The sequence below is a fragment of the Bacillus cereus group sp. BfR-BA-01430 genome, assembly GCF_022663115.1.
Classification (GTDB): domain Bacteria; phylum Bacillota; class Bacilli; order Bacillales; family Bacillaceae_G; genus Bacillus_A; species Bacillus_A cereus_BD.
Genome location: NZ_JAKUEW010000002.1, coordinates 647240 through 666772 on the forward strand (window position 1 = coordinate 647240; position 19533 = coordinate 666772).

A 19533-nucleotide genomic window follows, 5' to 3' on the forward strand; every position below is an offset into this window, starting at 1 on the left:
CCTCTTCACCTGCCTTTTCGAAATCCATACACGATATTCACAATTTATAACAATTATGTATAAAACAAAAAAGCAGAACATGTAACATACACATTCTGCTTACATACAGTACCAAATTCCGACAACGATTCCTAAAATAGCACCTACAACAACTTGATAAGGTGTATGACCGACAAGTTCATTTAATTTTTTATAATTCGTCTGTCTCCCATGAAAAAAATCATTTAAAATCTTCGCCTGTTTACTTACGGCAAGCCTGACTCCAGAAGCGTCATACATAACAATAATGGCGAAAATCACTGCGACAGCAAACACGGCACTCGATATCCCTTCCACAATTCCAACACCTGTTGCTAAGGCAGTAACTGTTGAAGAATGAGAACTTGGCATACCGCCAGAAGCAAAGAATTGGGCAAAATCAAATTCTCTTGTCTTAACTAGTTTAAAAATTACTTTCGTGAATTGTGCTAAAAACCACGATAATACAGCGGCCATAAGCGGTTCATTATGTAGAATTGTTTCCACATTTCCATCTCCCCACTTACTATAATGGAAACTCCATACTATAAGTATAAAGAAAAAATGCGCAGAAAATACTACGCATTATGATACTTTGCTGATTTATTTTTTAAAAACTTAGGCTGTTTTTTTAGTAAAAACTTTGTTTTTGCGATAGAAAATATAAATAATGCAATCCAAATAAATGAAAATGCCATAATATGAGCAGGCGTAAAATGCTCATGGAAAATAAAAATACCTAAAATAAGATTGATTGTTGGTGCAATATATTGCAGAAATCCTATCATATACAGTGGAATCCTTTGCGCTCCCTTAGCAAAGTAAAAAAGTGGCAACGCTGTAACAGCTCCGGCTCCCATTAAAAGTAATGTTGCCACTACAGAAATCGATCCAAACGAACCGAATCCATGCGCTCCAACCATAAATAAATAGATAGCAGCAATCGGTGTAACGAGCATTGTTTCCAACGTCAAGCCATTCATTGCATCATAATTCAATAATTTTTTCGTTAAACCATATAAACCAAATGTAAATGCAAGCGAAAGTGCAATCCATGGAATTTCACCGTATCGAACCGTTAAAATCACTACCCCTACTCCAGCTAGCCCAACAGCAACATATTGCCAAAAATTTAGCTTCTCTTTTAAAACAACTGTTCCAAGTAAAATACTTACTAGCGGGTTAATATAATAACCAAGACTGGCTTCAATAATATGATCATGATTAACCGCCCATATGTACACAAACCAGTTTCCACTAATTAAAATAGAAGCAATTGTTAACGAGATGAACAATTTAGGTCGTGTAAAAAGTTTCAGTAGTTCACTCAAAAATTGTCCAAAGCGCTTTGATACACCAAGAACGATTAACATAAAAACAAAAGCCCAAACGATGCGATGTGCCAATATTTCCTCAGCAGGAACTTCTTCTACCCATTTCCAATAAATCGGTAGGATTCCCCACATCGTATAAGCACCAGCCGCATATATAATTCCTTTTCTTTGCAGTGCTTTTTGACTCTCCATCTTCCCTTTTCCCCTCTTCTCTTTTTCTCTCCATTATACGTTGCCTTATATGAATTTTTCCAATATTGAAACTGCATTTTTTTCGACACACTTTGTATTCTCATTTTTCATACAACAAAAAACAGGCCAATTGTAATGAAAACAAGCAGTGGAATCCCAAGTACAAATTGGTTCTTATGTGTTTTATGATGAAAAACATACATACCAAACCATGCTCCAAGTGCTCCTCCAGCCGCTGCTACTAAAAATAATGTACTTTCTGGCGTGCGCCATTTTTTCTTTCTTGCCTTTCGTTTATCCAATCCCATCATACTAAATGCAATCACATTGATCACGATAAAATAAATCCACTTCATTCCTTTTTCTCCTTCTCAAAATTCGCTTTATTGTATCATGAAAAAACCATGCAGGCGAGCCTGCATGGTCATTCATACGTCTGTTCTTGTTCTTCTTGTTCGACATCTTTCTTCGCTTCTTCTTTTATATCCGATGAAACCATCCCATAATAAATCTCTGGATATAACCCAAATATTTGATACACACTTCCTAAAAACGGCACCTAAAACCCCTCTTTTCAAAATAATCTCGGCATGAGTAAGGATTCCCTATCTTCCTTCTACGCATTCGTTTTTGTTTTTGTTTCTTCTTCCTCATCTAACACGCGTAATATATGCTGCCATTTTTTATAAGGGGCACTATTTGGATCCACATACCCTTTCGCATATGAGCGATCCCATAACTGCTTCACAAATAATTCTGCTTCTTTTTTCGCAACAGTTTCTGCTCCTGCTCCATAATAATTTTCAAAATATAAAAGGATTTCATCTAGAAGTAAACGCAATAGTTCATCTGATGTTTCTTCTAACGTTGGATCATATTTCGCCTCACGGTCATACATTAAAATTACATCTAAAATATTATGCACATGCTCTTTACGAAGCCATCTAACATCTTGAGCACCTAATACAAATGTTTGCGTATACAAGTGTCCTCCTTGCAATATCGCTTTTTCTTGCTCTTCTTCAAAACGAGATAAAATATTTTCATAAATAAACGGATTATGAAGCAGAGCGCGATGCAATTTATAAATTTCACTTGGAATGTTTTTCCCCATAGACTGTATTAAAAAACTTCTCCCTACACCGTTATATTGATAAACAAATTGGCCGTCCACAGCAACTAAGCTAATCCACCGGTATATATATGCATACAGTAAAGCGCGATTACATTTATCATAATCTAGCTTCGTTTGCGTTGCATTTAAGTCGGGCATAAAGGCTGGTAAGTGCCAATATTTATCTAAATGCGGTGTCAAATTTGACTTTTTACTATTCAACTTATTGACACGTCGATAATACGATTGAAAATAGTCTCCTTTATCATACAGAAAACCGTTCGCGATATGACCGGACGATAACTTTGGAAAATCTTGCAATGACAAACCATAATGCGCTCTGTAACAGATTACTTCAAATGAGGAGAAAGCTTCGTTCACTGTATCTTTTTCTTGAAATAATTCTTGCAAAAGCTCCTCTTGTAATTCTTTCTTTAAGGAAGGATGAACACCCCAATATTGCAATTCTCGATGATGAGCTACTTTTGGAATAAACGGACTTGCTAAATGGAACAAATCTTCAATTTTCTCTCTTACATATTCATTCCGATCTCGTTTTTTAAAGTCAGCCTCTTTGCGGAGCGCTTCAATAATATTGAGTTCTAACTTGTCGCGATATCGCACTTGAAGTTCCTTATAACAATACGTTAATATATGTTCCCTGTAAAAATCCTCGACCTTTTGCGATTGACTTTCCTCCGCTTGTATATCGCGACAATATTCCCCATATAAACTCATATATATTTCTGCAGATATATCTTTTGGTAATACGCCTAAATTTAAATGTTGCTGCATATCTTTCCATATTTTTTCTTGTAACTGTTCATCTGCTAATACATACACATTTGTCGGGTTTGTTTTTCCTTCAAATTCTTTACTCCGCTTTTGAATTTCAAATAATAAATTTTCACGCGTCTCTTGTAAGTTGTCAAAGAAGCGCTCCCAATGTTGAATCATCTTATGAATCGTTTGGTAGAGCGACTGATATACAAGTTCTAGCAACATTTCCTTGCGATATTCATTTAGCTTATGCACATATTGCGTTACGATATCTTCAAATTCTTTTCGAAACATACGCTGCTGATTGTAAAACATTTTTCCAAACCAACTTTGCTGCTGTGCAAGTTCAACGCGGCGCACCGCTGTAACCGTCCCATCAATATTGCTCACATTAAACTTCTTATCGTAATTTTGAATTAAATTTCGCTTTTGTTCATTATTCTCATGTAAGCGATTTATTTTTTCGATTAACTGCTTTCGAATTTCATATAACATAAAACGAGCAGCCACTGGATGAACTGCCTCTGTTTTCTTTAAAAACCATGTATTTAATTGATACGACTGTCCTTCTGAGCCACTAGGTGCATAGCGATCTGATTCAATCATGTCATAAAGCAGGGTCGTTACATGTTCATGTACGCGGCTTGGTATTGCATATGCATACAATCGAACAGCATGATCTACCCTCGCTACTTCCCCTTTCATTTGCTCTGGAATTTTCAACTTTGCTGCTGAAATTTTGCATTCATGTTGCAATCGATTAAGTTCTTCATCCTTTTGTACTGTACGCTGCACATAACTTTCCACCGCTTCTAAAAACAACTTCGACTTGGCAACGCCAACTTTTCCACCTTCTGCTCCTTCACGCGTTTCATTATACATTTGTCGATAGAAAATATGCGCTTGTTCAGGACGCGTTGCCAAATGCTCTAAATCCTCTACATAACTCTTCCCACGCTCAGGCTTTTCCCGTTGCATACCGCGGCGCACATCTTGTTCATAGCGTTGCTTTTTCTCCTGAAACAATTGATCTAAATGAAGCCATGATTCATCTAAACCTTGCACAGCCCATTTTAAAGCACAATATTTCAATACATGTTCATATGGATAAATTAACTTAGCCGTGCCTGCACCACAATAACGTGCTTTACCATTTGACTCGGCTAATTGCTGAATTTGATTGTCTTCTTGTGCAAAGTGACTGGTAGACATTGGACTAAATAGTTGTAAATAAATTGTATTTGTCATTTGCTCCATGTAATCTGTCAAATTGTGTAGATGATGCCCGTGCAAGTTTTCGTAATCATATAAGAAGCAATAATTATAAGGTAAATGATGTTGCTTAATTGTATGATTCGTTCTTCCATCCTCATCTACTTGATCGGGACGATATTCAAGTTCAATTGTTACACCACCACGCTTTGATAGCTCGCCAGTTGAACCTAGTGTAATCGCATGCAGTTCTTTTAAAGAAGCATATCCATTTGCTTGCACCGTTTCATATTCTTTCGCACTAACCGTACGTGTTTTTACAAGCACATCTGGCATTAAAAAGGCGCCTCGAATTAAAATGTTATGATGTTGCAATTTCTTCCGAAGCATTTCACGTAAGTATAATGCAATTTGTAAAAACATCCCTGATCCAGTTCCACCAGCAAGGGATGTGACAATAATAACGCGAACACCATATTCTGTTTGATCGCTTGTCACAGGAAAAATATTTTCGATTTCTTGCCAAAAGGCTGTTAATTTATCTTCTTTCATCGCAGCACGTAAAGCTAAACGTGAAATCACGCGCATTTGCCCCGCACCTTCTGTTAACGGTTTATCCAAAATTGTCGAATCCATCGGAAACCATTCTGGAATCGTCGGATCTCCTGCAATATATTCTCTTGGTGTTTTACTTGAACTCGTTTGTGTCTTAAATTTTCGAATATGTTCAAACTTACTTAACGTATTCACATCCGTATCAAATACATGCATCGCAACTCTTTTCCGACGATCTTCTGGCAACTTTTCATATATTTGATGTGTAACAGTACTCCCGATTCCGCCTAAACCAATTAAAATCGTTGGAACTTGTAATGTCATGTAAACCACCTTCCTGTTTGTACATGCTCAAAAGATGAAAAGATACAATCAACTAAAAAAGGAAGAGCCCTCCCTAACAGGGCGCGACACGTCTACTAGAAGTATGCGAAGTATAGTTTTGAATCCCTCTATTCACACTCGTATCGATAAATTTCTTTCCCATATCCTCTATCAATTACGACAATTTCATTTGGATATAACGTCTTATGTTCATATCCAGCCTCTTCTTCCGCAATAAACATGCCGTCAATAATCATGCCAATTACTTGTGATTCCTTCGCTACAAATATCGATTTCGATCCTTTTTTCGCAATAAATGTAATGGATTGAATTGTTTTGCGCTCTGCACGAAATGGAATGCCAAAATAATGTTTCCACCATTTATTTCTTAAAAGCTCTGGCTCAGATTGATATAACCAATCTTTTGCTACCTCTTGATCCCATTCGTAATAAAGCATTGCTTTCCGATGAAATCTCGGCCGGACAATCCAGCCTAAAATAAGAATGCCGACAATAAAAAGGAATAAAGTAACTGGTATTACAAATTGAAAAATGACTGCATACCGTTCCCAAAACGATGCATTTTGAATATAAAAAGAAATTGTTTTCTCTACTTTTTGCAACTTTGAATCGCGTATTGTAATAGTAGCCTTTACGTTACCTGTATCTGTGAAATTAAATGTATCGGAGTAATACGGACGAGGGTATACATAGATTCGATTACGATGCTGCGTTAATTCATAGTGAATCGATTGATTAGATGTGATGTGAGTAGACGATAATAACCTTTTCACTTCTGCTTCCGTCATCGGTTTCCCATTTAACAGCGGCTGCATGACAAAAGGTTTACTATTCATTAAATTTGTTACCTTTTCTTGATAGTCTTTTGTAAGAGTTTGTAATGATAACTTCGGTCTAGATTCAGGCTGAATACGAAATTCTTTTGTTTGTCTATAAAATCCTTTTATATTCATATGAATTTTTCCGCGAATAAATTGTTTTTCAACTTTTGTTTCATAATAAAATACATTTCTTTTATCATCCCATTGCATCGGATACAACTTACCATCTATTTCTATTTCTGCTTGAAAATAAGAAGATTGAATAGGTAATTCTGTAGGCTTTGCTTCAATTATAGCGGTCGTTCCCTCATACATTGTTTCCGTATCCTTCTTTTCTTTATCTTCCTTATCATAAATCGAAAGCTGATAATCGAGCGCTGGTTCTACAAGCGCTTTTAGCTCTTCTTTTCCAATTTCTCTGTCGAGCTCTATCCTATATGTTCCAGGCTTAATCACTGCTTGATTTTCTGCTTGAATATGTGCAATTTCACCATATAAATGAGATTCTCCCGGTGCATGAATAGAAAAAGAACTTTGCACGGTTAATGGATTTTCAAGCTTTTTCATTTGATATTGTGAGGCATGAGAAGATTGTTTGACCAAAGTCAGTCGTCGCAATGGAAATGGTGTAGCAATCTCCACTGTATTCCCTTCTATTTTTGTTTTCACAATTGATTCGACTGAAGAAAATGGATCCCGATTCGCAACTAAAGCCGCAGCTTGATTGACACTTTGAATCACCCCATCTTCACCACTTGATGGCATGATGATACCGTTTATTTCTTTCTGCCACATTTCTTTAAATAGATTCATTTGTTGCTGTTCTTGCGGTCCTAAGTTTTCTTCCATCGTAATTAAAACCGGATGCAAAGATATTTTTTTCGTTTCCATTTCTTTTTTAAATTGTCTAAGTTGCTGCGTAATGTATTCTTTTCCACCATTCTTTTCTTTTTCTAATTCATTAAAAGCTCCATCTGTTAATACAATGAGCCAAAATTCACGTTTGTCATCGCTTTCGGCTTCTTTTTTTATAGATTGCATTGCTGTTTCCACAGCCCCAAACGGTGTATTCAAATAATGTTTCCAAGCCCCGATTTGATTTATTTCTGTTTGTCTTTTTTCATTTGTTAGTGCGAGTTGAAATGCTTCTTCTGGACGGCTCATGGGCACATATGAAAATGTATCTTTCTCATCTAATAATGCAACTAAACTTTGCAAAGCGTAATTGGCATACTTCCAGCGATCGTTATTTCTCATGCTGCCAGAATCATCATATACAAGTGAAACGACCCTTTCCTTTGCCCCCTCTCCTTTTGCACAAGTTGAAAAAGGAATCAAACATACTAGTAGAATACAAATGAATGTGGCACAGATTCGAATCTTCATATGGATGCTTCGCCACCTTTGTAGACAAATTCCTATGTTTAAATTTATGAAAAGAAACAAGATATATGACTTGTATTTTCAAGATAAACATTACAATAACATCATTATGTAAACAATATTACAAAAATAAAATGAAACTTTAATTCGCGGAGATTTTCTTCCTCTTCCACTGATTAGGCTGTAACGGGCAGTAAGGCTTCCACCTTTCTTCCTTTCTTCCTTTCTTCCTTGCTTCTCTCTGAAACTTGAGAGGGAGTCTTTCTTCCCTAAAATAGCAGGATAAAAGCTTCCCTTTCATCCATAAACAAAAAAGATATTCTACATAAAGATCCTGCTTCGAGAAGCAGGATCTGACCACTTTTCCCATAAAAAACGTCACAAAAGTTCGATTACCTTTTATTGAAACGTATACATTATTTATAACGTTTTTTATTTTTTCACATACACTTCTACAACGGGGTTCTCTTTATCGTCTGCATGTAAGCGAATATTTTCTTCACCTGTCTGATACATACTTGCTAACAGCAACACCGTTAACACATTTGGCGTTTTTGCATCACTACCAAATTTTCTTTCAAGTGCTTCTTTATATTCAAATTTTAAATCCCCTTGTATATATGTATACACTTCAAATCCATCTTTCAAATTGCAAACAACTTGATCGATAATATCCGCTCCCACCTGTTTCTTCATTTCTTCTCGGAGAGTAGTAATAAAACGCTCCCAAGGCACCTCAAATATTTGAAATTGATCTGTCGCTTTCATTTCATTCACTCCTTACCGATTTATCCTACATATATTCCCCATTTCCTTCACAATTATGAGATACAAGGCGTTCGTACAAGCCACACTTGTCCCATTCACATATCGTATTACTGTAATACAGAAGGAGGAAAGAACATGCATAGACAAAAGTGCTATGATAGATGTCAATGTTACTTTGGGAAAGTTGTACGAATTGAAGATCGTGATGGCTACATTCATTTAGGAAAAATCGTAGATGTGACACAAGACTCTGTTTGGATTGATCCTATTCATCGTCCATCTTTTGATACAGGGTTCGGATACTATCATGCTTATCCATACAGAGGCTGCGATTTTTGCGGAGGATTAAGTAAATGTAATTACTGTGGGTTTGGTTACGATGGCTGGAGCTACGGATATGGTGGATATGAGCTTGCTTTTGGATTCATTTTCGGCATTACTTTAGCAGCGCTATTTTTCATTTAATTATAAAAAAGTTGGCTATCGAATAGCCAACTTTTTTACATATTTATTTTTCACAAATAAAGACTCGATGACCTAACATATGTTGGTATTTATGCAATAGCTGTTCATGCTGCACCCACGTATGATAAAGTTCTTCTGGAATACATTGCGATACATTCCATTCCGGTTGTTCCATTTGACTCGCAACCGTTTCTGCAATTGTACCACCCCCGCCAACGATCATGCGCTGAAAGTTTGCTTTTTGAAACAACTGAATCCACTCTGTCTCCGTTAACAATTCCTTCATTCCATATAATTGTAATATAGTTGTTTCAGCCTCTTTGTCTAGAGGAGATTCTAGAACCATTTCAATCACAACAAGCTTTCCATTGTTCTGAAGTACGCGATAACATTCCGAAATAGACTGCCCCTTATTCGTAAACGCAAGAATGGATTCTCCAAGAACAAGTTCAAAAGTCTCATCCTTACATGGCAACTGTTCCACTTTTCCTTGTAGTAAGTCTATACTTAACCCTTGAGCTAACCATCTATCCTTCGCTTTTTGAATCATCATTTCATTATGTTCTACCGCCGTCACCTGATAACCATACACTTTGCTCATATAAGCTGCTGTCCGTCCTGTTCCGCATCCAATCTCCAGTACTTTTGCATGCCTTCCAAGTGGCATTTGCGTTAATACTTGTTTTGTAAGTGTAAATCCACCTGGGTGAGCACTCCCAATTCCGTAATAAGCTAAAAAATCAATATAGGTGTTTCGTTTCATGAGATTCTTCCTTTTTCATTTTATATATTCCATCCAATAAAAAAAAGTGCATAGAAAAAAGGGCACATCATCGTGCCCCTCATTCTTATTTATCATCAGAAATATATGCCCATTTATAACTATAATCTCCACCAACTGGATGGCGAACAATTCCTTTTACTTTTTGTTTTTGGATAATTCCTTTACCCTGTTGAAATAACGGAGCAATTGCCGCATCTTCAAGTAAAATTTTCTCAGCTTTCAACAATCCGTCCCAACGTTCTTTTGTTTTTGTTAGTAACTCGCCTTTTCCTTGTTCTACAAGTTTATCATATTCTGGATTGGAATAACCTGATTGGTTATACGCTCCATTCGTTACAAACATATCAATAAATGTCATTGGATCCAAATAGTCAGGTCCCCAGCCAGCAAATGATAACTCATAATTTTGGTCTGTTTCTAGCTTTAGTTTTTGTTTAAACGGCTGGTTTTTTAAATTTACTGTTAATCCTGGTAAGTTCTTCTCTAATTCCCCTTTTAAATACTCACCTATTTTTTTTGACGATTCAGTATCATAATTTAATAATTCTACTGTAATCGCATCTTTTCCAAGCTCTTTTTTCGCTTTCTCCCAATGTTCTTTCGCTTTTTTCACATCTGTTTTCAAAAGATTTCCGTTCTCTTTACGGAAATCTTTACCATCTGGACTTTTCGCAAATTCTTTTGGTACGAAATAGTCTGCTGGCTTAGAACCATCATTTAAAATAACATTGGCTAATCCTTTTTTATCGTATGCCATCGCAATCGCTAAACGCAAATCTTTATTTGTAAACACTGTATCTTGTCCGCCACGTTTTTGATTTAAACGTAGGAAAAATACTGAAGGTGTTTCTTCTGTCAAGAAATCTGGACTTGATTTATATTTATCTACAAATTCAGATGAAATTTCTGCGCGATCAATTTGGCCACTTTCATATAAATTTACACGCGTACCAGTTTCTTTGACGACATTGAAGTTAATTTCTTCTAATTTCACCGTTTTATTATCCCAATATTGCTCATTTTTCTTTAATTTCCATCCTTCTTCATGCTGCCATTCACTCAGTGTAAATGGCCCATTATAAAGCGTTGTATCCGCTTCTAAACCAAATTTATCCCCTTTTTCCTTTACAAATTTTTCGTTAAGTGGATAGAATGTTCCAAATGATGTTAACTCAACAAAATACGGAATTGGGTTTTCCAGTTCTACTTCTAATGTATAATCATCTACAGCTTTCACCCCTAAAGTATCAAGTGGTGCTTTTCCTTCATTAATTGCCTTTGCATTCTTTAAGTCGTACATAATATATGCATATTCAGCAGCTGTATTTGGGTCTACAGCACGCTTCCAAGCAAATACGAAATCTTTCGCAGTAACAGGGGCTCCGTTTGACCATTTTGCATTTTTATTTAATGTAAATGTATATTTTTTACCATCATCGCTCTTCTTATAAGATTCTGCTACACCAGGAGTTACTTTATTATCTTTTCCTAAACGATATAATCCTTCCATTACGTTATTCATAACAAGAAATGATACTTGATCTGTTGCCTTTGAAGAATCCATTGAAGGAATTTCTTGTGCCTCTGTTAAATTAAGCACTTGCTTTGCCGCTAATTTCCCTCCAGATTTTTCATCACTTTTCGGTGTTGTATTCGCTTTCTCTTTATCCCCTGATCCAGAGCATGCAGCTAGCGCCATACTCACTGCCAACACCGGCGCTGCAACTGTTGTTAACTTTTTCATCTTCTTTTTCTTCATTTTTATACCCTCCCCTATTATATGTAAAATACTAACCTTGAGAAATCTTCTGTAACTATATGTTATCAGAAAATTCTTATTAATTAATATTCTACTTCTTTTTCGTTGTTTGTAAAGTTATTTTTTAAATTTTTAAAAAATTGAAATTTGTATTTTTCTAGTTATATTTTATAAATTGTACAATATCATGATTCCATCATCTACTATATGTGATTACTACCCTTCTTATTCTTTTCTATTTCTTTCATTTCTACCACAGCCTCTTTTCAATCCTCCCTGCTATCGCATGATTCATAAGGGCTCATAACCAGTGGAAGTACGAAATAACTATCTAACTTCTTTGTTCTTCTTCCATAATCATGTAGTAATCTAATAGCTGTTAATCATTAGAATATAAAAAACTATTTTTAGTGAAAGTCTATTCAAAAAAGCATTTTGAAAGTAGTAATACTACTTTCAAAATGCTTTTCAACTTTATATTATTATTTCATCTTATTCCGTTACGTAAGCCCACTTAAAGCTAAATTCTGGACTAATGTTATGATGAACAACACCTTTTATATTTTGCTTCATTACATAAGCATCAGCACGTTGGTATAACGGAACAAGAGCAACATCTTCTTCAAGTAATAGCTTTTCAGCTTTCCCTAATTCTTCCCAACGTTTTTTCGCATCTGCCATTAACTCTGTTTTCCCTTGTTTAATGATTTCATCATATTTTGGATTTGAATAACTCATTTGATTGTAAGAGCTGTTTGTTTCAAACATATCTAAGTATGTCATTGGATCAGAATAGTCTGGGCTCCATCCTGCATATGAGATTTCATAATCTTGCGCTGTTTCTAATTTTAATTTTTGTTTAAATGGTTGAATTTTAATATTAATTTTTACACCTTTTAAATTTTTCTCAATTTGATCTTTTATATAATCAGCAACTTTTCTCGCATTCCCATCATCATAGCTTAATAACTCAATTGTAACCTCATCTTTTCCAAGCTCTTTTTTCGCTTTTTCCCATGCAGCTGCTGCCTTTTTCGTATTGTGTTTCAAACCATTTTTAAATGATTCTGTAAAATCTTTTCCATCTGAACCTTTCGCTAATCCTTTTGGAACAAGGCTATCGACAGCTTTTGAACCGTCATTTAAAAGAACGTTTGCCAAATCTTTTTTATCGACAGAAAGTGCAATTGCTTCACGTAAATTTTTATTTTTAAGCGGTGTATCTTGACCATTACGCTTTTCATTTAATCGTAAGAAGAATGTATTTGGTTGTTCATATACACCAAATTCATCTTTTTTGTTTCTGTATTTATCTACAAATTCTCCCTTTAATATCGCAAAGTCTACTTGACCACTATCATATAAATTAACTAAAGTTGCTGGTTCTTTCACTACACTGTAGTTAATTTCTTCAAGCTTCACTGTTTTTTTATCCCAATACTTTTCATTTTTCTTCAACTTCCAGCCTTGTTCATGCTTCCATTCAGACATAACGAATGGTCCGTTATATAAAACTGTGTCAGCTTCTAATCCAAATTTATCTCCTTTTTCTTTTACAAATTTCTCATTTAACGGATAATAAGATGGAAATGCTGTTAAATTTAAAAAGTACGGCACAGGTCTTTCTAATTCTACCTCAAGTGTATAGTCATCGATTGCTTTTACACCTAGCGTAGATACTTCTGCTTGACCGTTATTAATCGCTTCTGCATTTTTGATTGGATACGCAATAAATGCATACTCCGAAGCTGTATTTGGATCTAATAATCGTTGCCATGCAAAGACGAAATCTTTCGCTGTTACTGGATCTCCATTTGACCATTTTGCCTCTTTACGTAGTTTAAATGTATATTTTTTGCCATCTTCACTTTTCGTGCTAGATTCTGCTGCTGCTGGAATTGGCTTATTATCTTTATCAAGGCGATATAATCCTTCCATTGTATTCCCTAATACTTGAGAACCGACTACATCAGTTGATTTGGAAGTATCCATCGTTGGAATTTCTTGTCTTTCTGTGCGGTTAAATACTTGCTTTGCCGCTAACTTCTCACCAGATTTACTATCTCCCTTAGAATTTGTACTTGCCTGTTTATCCCCACCTGTAGAACATGCTGATAATGCCATGCTCATTGCTAAAACCGGTGCTACAACTGCTGTTAGTTGTTTCATTTTTCTCTTTTTCACTTTCTGTACCCTCCTCAATTACCTGTACGTTTCTAGATTGAGAAATTTCTGAAAATTCTATTTTTCTTTATATTATAGTTATCAGAAGATTTCTATTAACTATTATTCTACTATTTTTCTGTATTTTGTAAAGTGTTATTATTGAAAATTTTATAAAAATTATTTTATTGCAGTAATATTTATAAAAATCCTATAAAAATATTAAAGGCTTTATTCATACTACAATCATTAGCGTTACAGTGCACCTTCTTCCATTTATAGGTTTTTAAGAAATAAATTACTACTTATAAAAAATGCATACACGATATTTTTTTTATTACAAAAATAAAAGAAGCTCTCAAAAGTTGCTGAATCGTCAGCAACTTTTGATATAGCCTCTTTCTACACATTAGTTAACACTTGTTTATATTTTTCTTCACTAAATTCATTTTCACTTTTTGCAACAACGACAGTCGCAATGCCATTACCGATTAAATTGACAATCGCACGCGCTTCTGACATAAAACGGTCAACACCAAGTAAAAGTGCAAGCCCTTCTAAAGGAATCACATTCATCGCAGATAAAGTGGAAGCAAGTACAATAAAACCTCCACCCGTTACAGCAGCTGCTCCTTTTGATGTGACTAACAAAATAGCTATGATTGTTAATTGTTGACCTAGTGAAAGATCAACATGAAAAACTTGTGCTAAAAAGATCGTTGCCATTGATAAATAAATGGTTGTTCCATCTAAGTTAAATGAATATCCTGTTGGAATCACTAAACCTACCACCGGTCTAGAGCAGCCGAACTGTTCCATCTTGGTCATCATTCGTGGCAATACGGATTCGGAAGATGATGTACCAAGGACGATAAGCAACTCTTCTTTTATATACGATAAATATTTCCATAAACTAAATTTATACAATCGACAAATAAAATGTAAAACGATAAAAACGAATAATGCCATCGTTGCATAGACACAAACCATTAACTTACTAAGCGGAATTAATGTACTTAAACCATACTTTCCAATTGTAAACGCCATTCCACCAAAAGCTCCAAGAGGCGCTAATTTCATAACAATCGATAAAATGTTGAAAAAGACCTTCGATAATCGTTCAAAAAAATCGATAACCGATTGTCCATTTTTTCCGAGCATTGTTAATCCTGCTCCAAATAAAATAGAAAAGAATAAAACTTGCAAAATATCCCCTTTTGCGAACGCTTCAAACATATTAGACGGTACAATATGTAAAAAGAAATCAAGCCATTTCATTTCTTGACCATTTTGTACATATTGTGAAACATCGCCTCCCTTTAACTTTGAAGGATCCAAGCCATCACCAGGTCGTACAACATTTGCAACAATGATCCCTATTAAAAGTGCAAATGTCGTTACAATTTCAAAATATAACAGTGCCTTTCCTCCAACGCGTCCCACTTTTTTCATATTTCCCATACTTGCAATACCAAGGACGATCGTTAAAAAGATAATCGGTGCAATAACCATTTTAATCATGTTAATAAAAGTCTCACCAATCGGTTTCATTTGTTGTCCAACACTAGGCCAAATTGCTCCTACTGCAATCCCGCAAATAATCGCCACAATGACTTGAAATGTTAAATTCTTTACAATTCTCATTTGATCCTACTCCCCTGGTTCCTCATTTCTCCACTGCTTATAGAAAAGAATTTCTCAATCTTTTTTATAAAATCCCCCTTATTTACCCGTTTCAACTCTATTATTATGTTACACCATTCTATCATTTTTGAAAATAGTATATCCTAATCAAACATTAGTGATATACTATTTTCTTTTTTATTTTCATATCTACTTGATACAGTAAGCATTCTTCTTTCATTTGTTTAGTCTAAAGATAGGAAGATTTTAATCAAATACGGATTTTCATCAGAGAAAATTTGTGAGATTGAAGGGTTGCCTGGAGAGATTTTAAGTAGATTTTTGTAGTAAAAATAACAAATATTAAAACTTTAATCAAGGAGTTATGAATAAGCTAGTTGATACTTTTAAAAATACTTTCTTAGATTTATTCTCAATGAGTAAAGGCTTTACATATGAATTTATAATGGTTAGTTTATTTATTGTAATTGGTAGTGCTTTATTATTTGGTATTCTGTTGTTTACAAGCTTAATCTTTTAAACAATTATTACTACGATAGAACAAAAAAGATCGGTAAGTAAATCATGTTTCTGCTTACCGATCTTTTTTTCATTTTACGTCAATTTTATTTCATGATTATAATGAAATCACTCTACCCGTTTTACTACTTTCCATTGCAGATTCAATTATTCGAATGACTTCCAAACCATCTTCAGCTGTTACAGGTGGATGTTCACCATGTAGAATACTATCTCGTATTCTTTTGTAATATTGCTCGTAGCACCCAACTTCTGTTCGAATTCTTTCTGTCTTCTCTTCTGTTTCTAAAATGGCAAACTGATTTTCTTGATCTTCTCCATATCCAATATCGCCTGGTTTCATACCAGATTTTAATTGTTTTTCTTGTGAATCCATGCCATATTTCACAATTGAGCCTTTGTCACCATGAACAATGAAATGCGGCCCGGCATGTTTCACATAACTGCTGCTATGTAAACTAATTCGCTTTACTCCATAGTGAAGTACAAGATGGAAATAATCATCAATTTCTGCACCAGGTCGCTGTGTAATGACATCAGCATAAATACGATCTGGCTTACCAAATAATAATAAGGCTTGGTCAATTAAATGCGATCCTAAATCATATAAAATGCCCGATCCTGGTAAATTTTTTTCTCGCCAGCGATCGCGTACATTGGGACGAAAACGATCAAAATGCGCTTCATATGCATATATATTTCCAATGCGTTTTTCCTCTATTAACTTCTTTATCGTTAAAAAGTCATTATCAAAACGACGATTATGATACACACTAAGAATGACATGATGCTTCTTTGTTAAAGAGATGAGTTCTTCTCCTTCTTCTACTGACACAACAAATGGTTTTTCTACCACAACATGTTTTCCATGTCGTATTGCCTCTTTCACAAATGGAAAATGTGTTGTATTTGGTGACGTAATGACAACAAGGTCAATATCATCTCGTTTAACCAATCTCCCAATTGTAGCTTCTACTTGTACGTTTGGTAACGTTTCTTTTACGACTTCTTCTTTTGAAGAAACAATCGCTCGAATATCATATTCTTCAATTGTTTGTAGTAATGGGATATGAAATGTTGTACTAGAAAATCCAAATCCTACAATCCCTACACCTATTTTTTTCATTTTGCTCCTCCATCCATGAGAACGATTTCATTTTTAAATTATAGCAAGGTTACTGTTATATACCTAATACTTTGCTTCATAGTCAAAAAATCCTTGCTATATGGAAACTAGCAAGGATTTTTCCTATTTATTCGGTTCGTTTCTGCGTCCACGTTTCAACCACTTCGCCTGTCTCACTCACATCTAGTACGAGACTTCCATTGCTGTAGCGGTCTTTATTCCGGAAAGTTTTTGGATCAATTTCTTCTACAATTTGTTTTTCTGTTTTCATATATACTAATTCATCATCTCGAATAACCTCAATGCCAACAATACGGTACGGATTCCGTTTTAATTCTTTAAAAATTACAAGACCTCGTTTCGCCCTTGTTGATTTTTCAATTTCAGAAGCTTTTAATCGTTTCACTGCACCGCGCTGTGTAACAAGTATTAATTGATCTTTCTCACCATTTAACGGTTTCCCAGCAGCCACATAATCATTTTCTTTTAAATTAATTGCCTTAACACCAGCTGCCCTTACGCCAACCGGACTCACTTCTTCCTCATCAAAAATAAGTGCATATGCACCATGTGTCGCAAGAACAATATCACTTGTTCCATCTGTCGCAAAGATATCGACAACTTCATCATCTTTTTTCAAGTTTATCGCTACAAATGCTCGAGAGTAACGCTGGACTTTATATTGGTTCAGTTCCGTTTTCTTAATCATACCATTTCGTGTAACAAATACGACAAATCGTTTTTCTTCCTCAAAATTCGGTACAACCGTAGCCCATATTAATATTTCATCACGATCAAGTGAAACGATATTTGCAACGTGCTGTCCTAAATCTTTCCAACGAATATCCGGCATTTCATATACAGGTAAATAAATATAGTTTCCTTTATTCGTAAACAAGAGAACCGTTTCTGTCGTATTTGTATCAAATCGTTCAAGTAAGACGTCGCCCTCTTTCATACCGAAGTCTTTCCCATTTGATGCATTATGCGAACGCCAGCCAGTTCGCTTCACATACCCTTCTTTCGTTACTGTAACGATAACATCTTCTTGCGGAATCATCACTTCTACATCAATTTTAATTTCTTCAATTTCCTCTTCAATGATAGAACGGCGTTCGTCACTATATGTTTTCTTCACTCGTTTTAAATCCGCTTTAATGACTTGAAGAAGTTTCTTTTCACTGTTTAAAATAGCTTGTAACGTTGTGATTTTTTGTTTCAATTCTTCCGCTTCATTCTCTAGCGCTGTAATATCTGTATTTGTTAAACGATATAATTGCAAGGAAACAATTGCTTCTGCCTGCGCTTCTGTAAAGCTAAATTTGGCAATTAAATTATCTTTCGCATTTCGTTTATCTTTAGATGCTCGAATGGTTTCAATTACTTGATCTAAAATTGATAATGCCTTCATTAAACCTTCTACAATATGTTGACGATTTTCTGCTTTTCTTAATTCATACTGCGAACGTCTTGTCACAACTTCTTTTTGATGTCCAATATAGGCATCTAAAATCTTCGGCAGTGTCATAAGCGTTGGACGACGATTATTAATCGCTACCATATTAAAGTTGTATGTGACTTGTAAATCTGTATTTTTATATAAGTAATTTAAAATCCCTTCCGCATTTGCTTCTTTTTTCAACTCTATAACGATACGAAGGCCTGTACGATCCGTTTCATCACGAACTTCTGCAATTCCATCTAACTTTTTATCAAGACGTAGTTCATCCATTTTTTTTACGAGATTCGCCTTGTTTACTTCGTAAGGAATTTCGGTAATAACGATTTGTTGTTTCCCACCACGGATCGTTTCTACTTCTGCTTTTCCGCGAATAATTATTTTTCCTTTTCCAGTTTCATATGCTTTTTTAATTCCATCAATTCCTTGAATGATACCGCCCGTTGGAAAATCCGGCCCTTTCATAATTGTTAGTAAATCATCTACCGTACAATTCGGCTTATCAATGCGCATCACTGTCGCATCGATTACTTCACCAAGATGATGCGGAGGAATTTCTGTTGCATATCCAGCCGAAATCCCTGTTGATCCATTTACTAATAAGTTTGGAAACATCGCAGGTAAGACAACCGGTTCTTCACTTGTATCATCAAAGTTCGGAACAAATTCCACTGTTTCTTTATCAATATCACGAAGAAGTTCAGAGGCGATTGGCGATAAGCGCGCTTCTGTATAACGCATAGCCGCTGCTGGGTCGCCGTCTACACTACCATTATTCCCGTGCATTTCAACTAAAACATTTCGAACTTTCCAATCTTGACTTAAACGAACCATCGCTTCATATACAGAAGAATCACCGTGCGGATGATAATTACCAATAACATTACCAACTGTTTTAGCTGATTTACGAAATGGCTTATCATTCACATTTCCTTCTACATACATGGAATATAAAATACGTCTTTGTACTGGTTTTAAACCGTCACGCGCATCTGGAAGCGCGCGATCTTGAATAATATATTTACTGTAACGTGCAAAGCGATCGCCTAGCACATCTTCAAGCGGGAGGTCATGAAACTTCTCTGCTTGCAT

15 protein-coding genes and 1 pseudogene are annotated in these 19533 nt (G+C 35.3%); 3 read left to right on the forward strand and 13 right to left on the reverse strand.

Annotated features, from left to right (window positions below; all coding sequences use genetic code 11):
- Window positions 1-99 precede the first annotated feature (99 nt).
- The 7 genes from MR058_RS07610 to MR058_RS07640 form a co-directional block, all read right to left on the reverse strand.
- Window positions 100-525, reverse strand: a complete 426-nt coding sequence (locus MR058_RS07610; RefSeq protein WP_242143390.1) for a divergent PAP2 family protein — start codon at window positions 523-525, stop codon at window positions 100-102.
- Between the two features lie 71 nt (window positions 526-596).
- Entirely contained in the window at window positions 597-1544 is a 948-nt protein-coding gene (gene rarD, locus MR058_RS07615) for an EamA family transporter RarD (protein WP_242143391.1), read from the reverse strand.
- A 107-nt stretch (window positions 1545-1651) separates the two neighbouring features.
- Window positions 1652-1900, reverse strand: coding sequence for a DUF1294 domain-containing protein (locus MR058_RS07620; protein ID WP_242143392.1), 249 nt, complete (start codon window positions 1898-1900; stop codon window positions 1652-1654).
- A 68-nt stretch (window positions 1901-1968) separates the two neighbouring features.
- Window positions 1969-2103 carry a phosphonate ABC transporter permease gene (locus MR058_RS07625; RefSeq protein ID WP_242143393.1) on the reverse strand — a complete coding sequence of 45 codons (135 nt, stop codon included), beginning with the start codon at window positions 2101-2103 and terminating at the stop codon, window positions 1969-1971.
- 57 nt (window positions 2104-2160) lie between these two features.
- Entirely contained in the window at window positions 2161-5529 is a 3369-nt protein-coding gene (locus MR058_RS07630) for a tubulin-like doman-containing protein (protein ID WP_242143394.1), read from the reverse strand.
- Window positions 5530-5657: 128 nt separating this feature from the next.
- Window positions 5658-7757, reverse strand: a complete 2100-nt coding sequence (locus MR058_RS07635; protein WP_242143395.1) for a vWA domain-containing protein — start codon at window positions 7755-7757, stop codon at window positions 5658-5660.
- A 429-nt stretch (window positions 7758-8186) separates the two neighbouring features.
- The gene (locus tag MR058_RS07640; protein WP_242143396.1) at window positions 8187-8522 is read right to left on the reverse strand and encodes a hypothetical protein; all 336 of its coding nucleotides are present in this window, start codon (window positions 8520-8522) and stop codon (window positions 8187-8189) included.
- 135 nt (window positions 8523-8657) lie between these two features.
- Between MR058_RS07640 and MR058_RS07645 the strand changes: the two genes are divergently transcribed.
- Window positions 8658-8987 carry a hypothetical protein gene (locus MR058_RS07645; protein WP_242143397.1) on the forward strand — a complete coding sequence of 110 codons (330 nt, stop codon included), beginning with the start codon at window positions 8658-8660 and terminating at the stop codon, window positions 8985-8987.
- Window positions 8988-9030: 43 nt separating this feature from the next.
- Here MR058_RS07645 and MR058_RS07650 read toward each other — a convergent pair whose 3' ends face one another.
- The 4 genes from MR058_RS07650 to MR058_RS07665 all read right to left on the reverse strand — a co-directional run bounded on the left by MR058_RS07650 (window position 9031) and on the right by MR058_RS07665 (window position 15337).
- On the reverse strand, window positions 9031-9750 hold the full coding sequence (locus tag MR058_RS07650) for a class I SAM-dependent methyltransferase (RefSeq protein WP_242143398.1): 720 nt from the start codon (window positions 9748-9750) through the stop codon (window positions 9031-9033).
- An 85-nt stretch (window positions 9751-9835) separates the two neighbouring features.
- Window positions 9836-11530 (reverse strand): peptide ABC transporter substrate-binding protein, encoded by a 1695-nt coding sequence (locus MR058_RS07655; RefSeq protein WP_242143399.1) that lies wholly within the window; start codon window positions 11528-11530, stop codon window positions 9836-9838.
- Window positions 11531-12022: 492 nt separating this feature from the next.
- A complete protein-coding gene (locus MR058_RS07660) occupies window positions 12023-13714 on the reverse strand; it encodes a peptide ABC transporter substrate-binding protein (protein WP_242143401.1) in 1692 nt (563 codons plus the stop codon).
- Window positions 13715-14095: 381 nt separating this feature from the next.
- Window positions 14096-15337, reverse strand: a complete 1242-nt coding sequence (locus MR058_RS07665; protein WP_242143403.1) for a dicarboxylate/amino acid:cation symporter — start codon at window positions 15335-15337, stop codon at window positions 14096-14098.
- A gap of 237 nt (window positions 15338-15574) precedes the next feature.
- Between MR058_RS07665 and MR058_RS07670 the strand changes: the two are divergent.
- A pseudogene (locus MR058_RS07670) lies at window positions 15575-15664 on the forward strand (GNAT family N-acetyltransferase); the annotation flags it as partial.
- A gap of 37 nt (window positions 15665-15701) precedes the next feature.
- Window positions 15702-15857, forward strand: a complete 156-nt coding sequence (locus tag MR058_RS07675) for a hypothetical protein (protein WP_242143404.1) — start codon at window positions 15702-15704, stop codon at window positions 15855-15857.
- A gap of 96 nt (window positions 15858-15953) precedes the next feature.
- Here the strand turns inward: MR058_RS07675 and MR058_RS07680 are convergent, their stop codons facing one another.
- On the reverse strand, window positions 15954-16982 hold the full coding sequence (locus MR058_RS07680) for an oxidoreductase (protein ID WP_242143406.1): 1029 nt from the start codon (window positions 16980-16982) through the stop codon (window positions 15954-15956).
- A gap of 127 nt (window positions 16983-17109) precedes the next feature.
- Entirely contained in the window at window positions 17110-19533 is a 2424-nt protein-coding gene (gene parC / locus MR058_RS07685) for a DNA topoisomerase IV subunit A (protein WP_242143407.1), read from the reverse strand.

What these genes read in the sequence shown, in the direction of transcription:
- rarD (WP_242143391.1), bottom strand. Translation starts at nt 1,544, where the DNA reads ATGGAGAGTCAAAAAGCACTGCAAAGAAAAGGAATTATATATGCGGCT.
- MR058_RS07620 (WP_242143392.1), bottom strand. Translation starts at nt 1,900, where the DNA reads ATGAAGTGGATTTATTTTATCGTGATCAATGTGATTGCATTTAGTATG.
- MR058_RS07630 (WP_242143394.1), bottom strand. Translation starts at nt 5,529, where the DNA reads ATGACATTACAAGTTCCAACGATTTTAATTGGTTTAGGCGGAATCGGG.
- MR058_RS07635 (WP_242143395.1), bottom strand. Translation starts at nt 7,757, where the DNA reads ATGAAGATTCGAATCTGTGCCACATTCATTTGTATTCTACTAGTATGT.
- MR058_RS07640 (WP_242143396.1), bottom strand. Translation starts at nt 8,522, where the DNA reads ATGAAAGCGACAGATCAATTTCAAATATTTGAGGTGCCTTGGGAGCGT.
- MR058_RS07645 (WP_242143397.1), top strand. Translation starts at nt 8,658, where the DNA reads ATGCATAGACAAAAGTGCTATGATAGATGTCAATGTTACTTTGGGAAA.
- MR058_RS07650 (WP_242143398.1), bottom strand. Translation starts at nt 9,750, where the DNA reads ATGAAACGAAACACCTATATTGATTTTTTAGCTTATTACGGAATTGGG.
- MR058_RS07655 (WP_242143399.1), bottom strand. Translation starts at nt 11,530, where the DNA reads ATGAAGAAAAAGAAGATGAAAAAGTTAACAACAGTTGCAGCGCCGGTG.
- MR058_RS07665 (WP_242143403.1), bottom strand. Translation starts at nt 15,337, where the DNA reads ATGAGAATTGTAAAGAATTTAACATTTCAAGTCATTGTGGCGATTATT.
- MR058_RS07675 (WP_242143404.1), top strand. Translation starts at nt 15,702, where the DNA reads ATGAATAAGCTAGTTGATACTTTTAAAAATACTTTCTTAGATTTATTC.
- MR058_RS07680 (WP_242143406.1), bottom strand. Translation starts at nt 16,982, where the DNA reads ATGAAAAAAATAGGTGTAGGGATTGTAGGATTTGGATTTTCTAGTACA.
- parC (WP_242143407.1), bottom strand. Translation starts at nt 19,533, where the DNA reads ATGCAAGCAGAGAAGTTTCATGACCTCCCGCTTGAAGATGTGCTAGGC.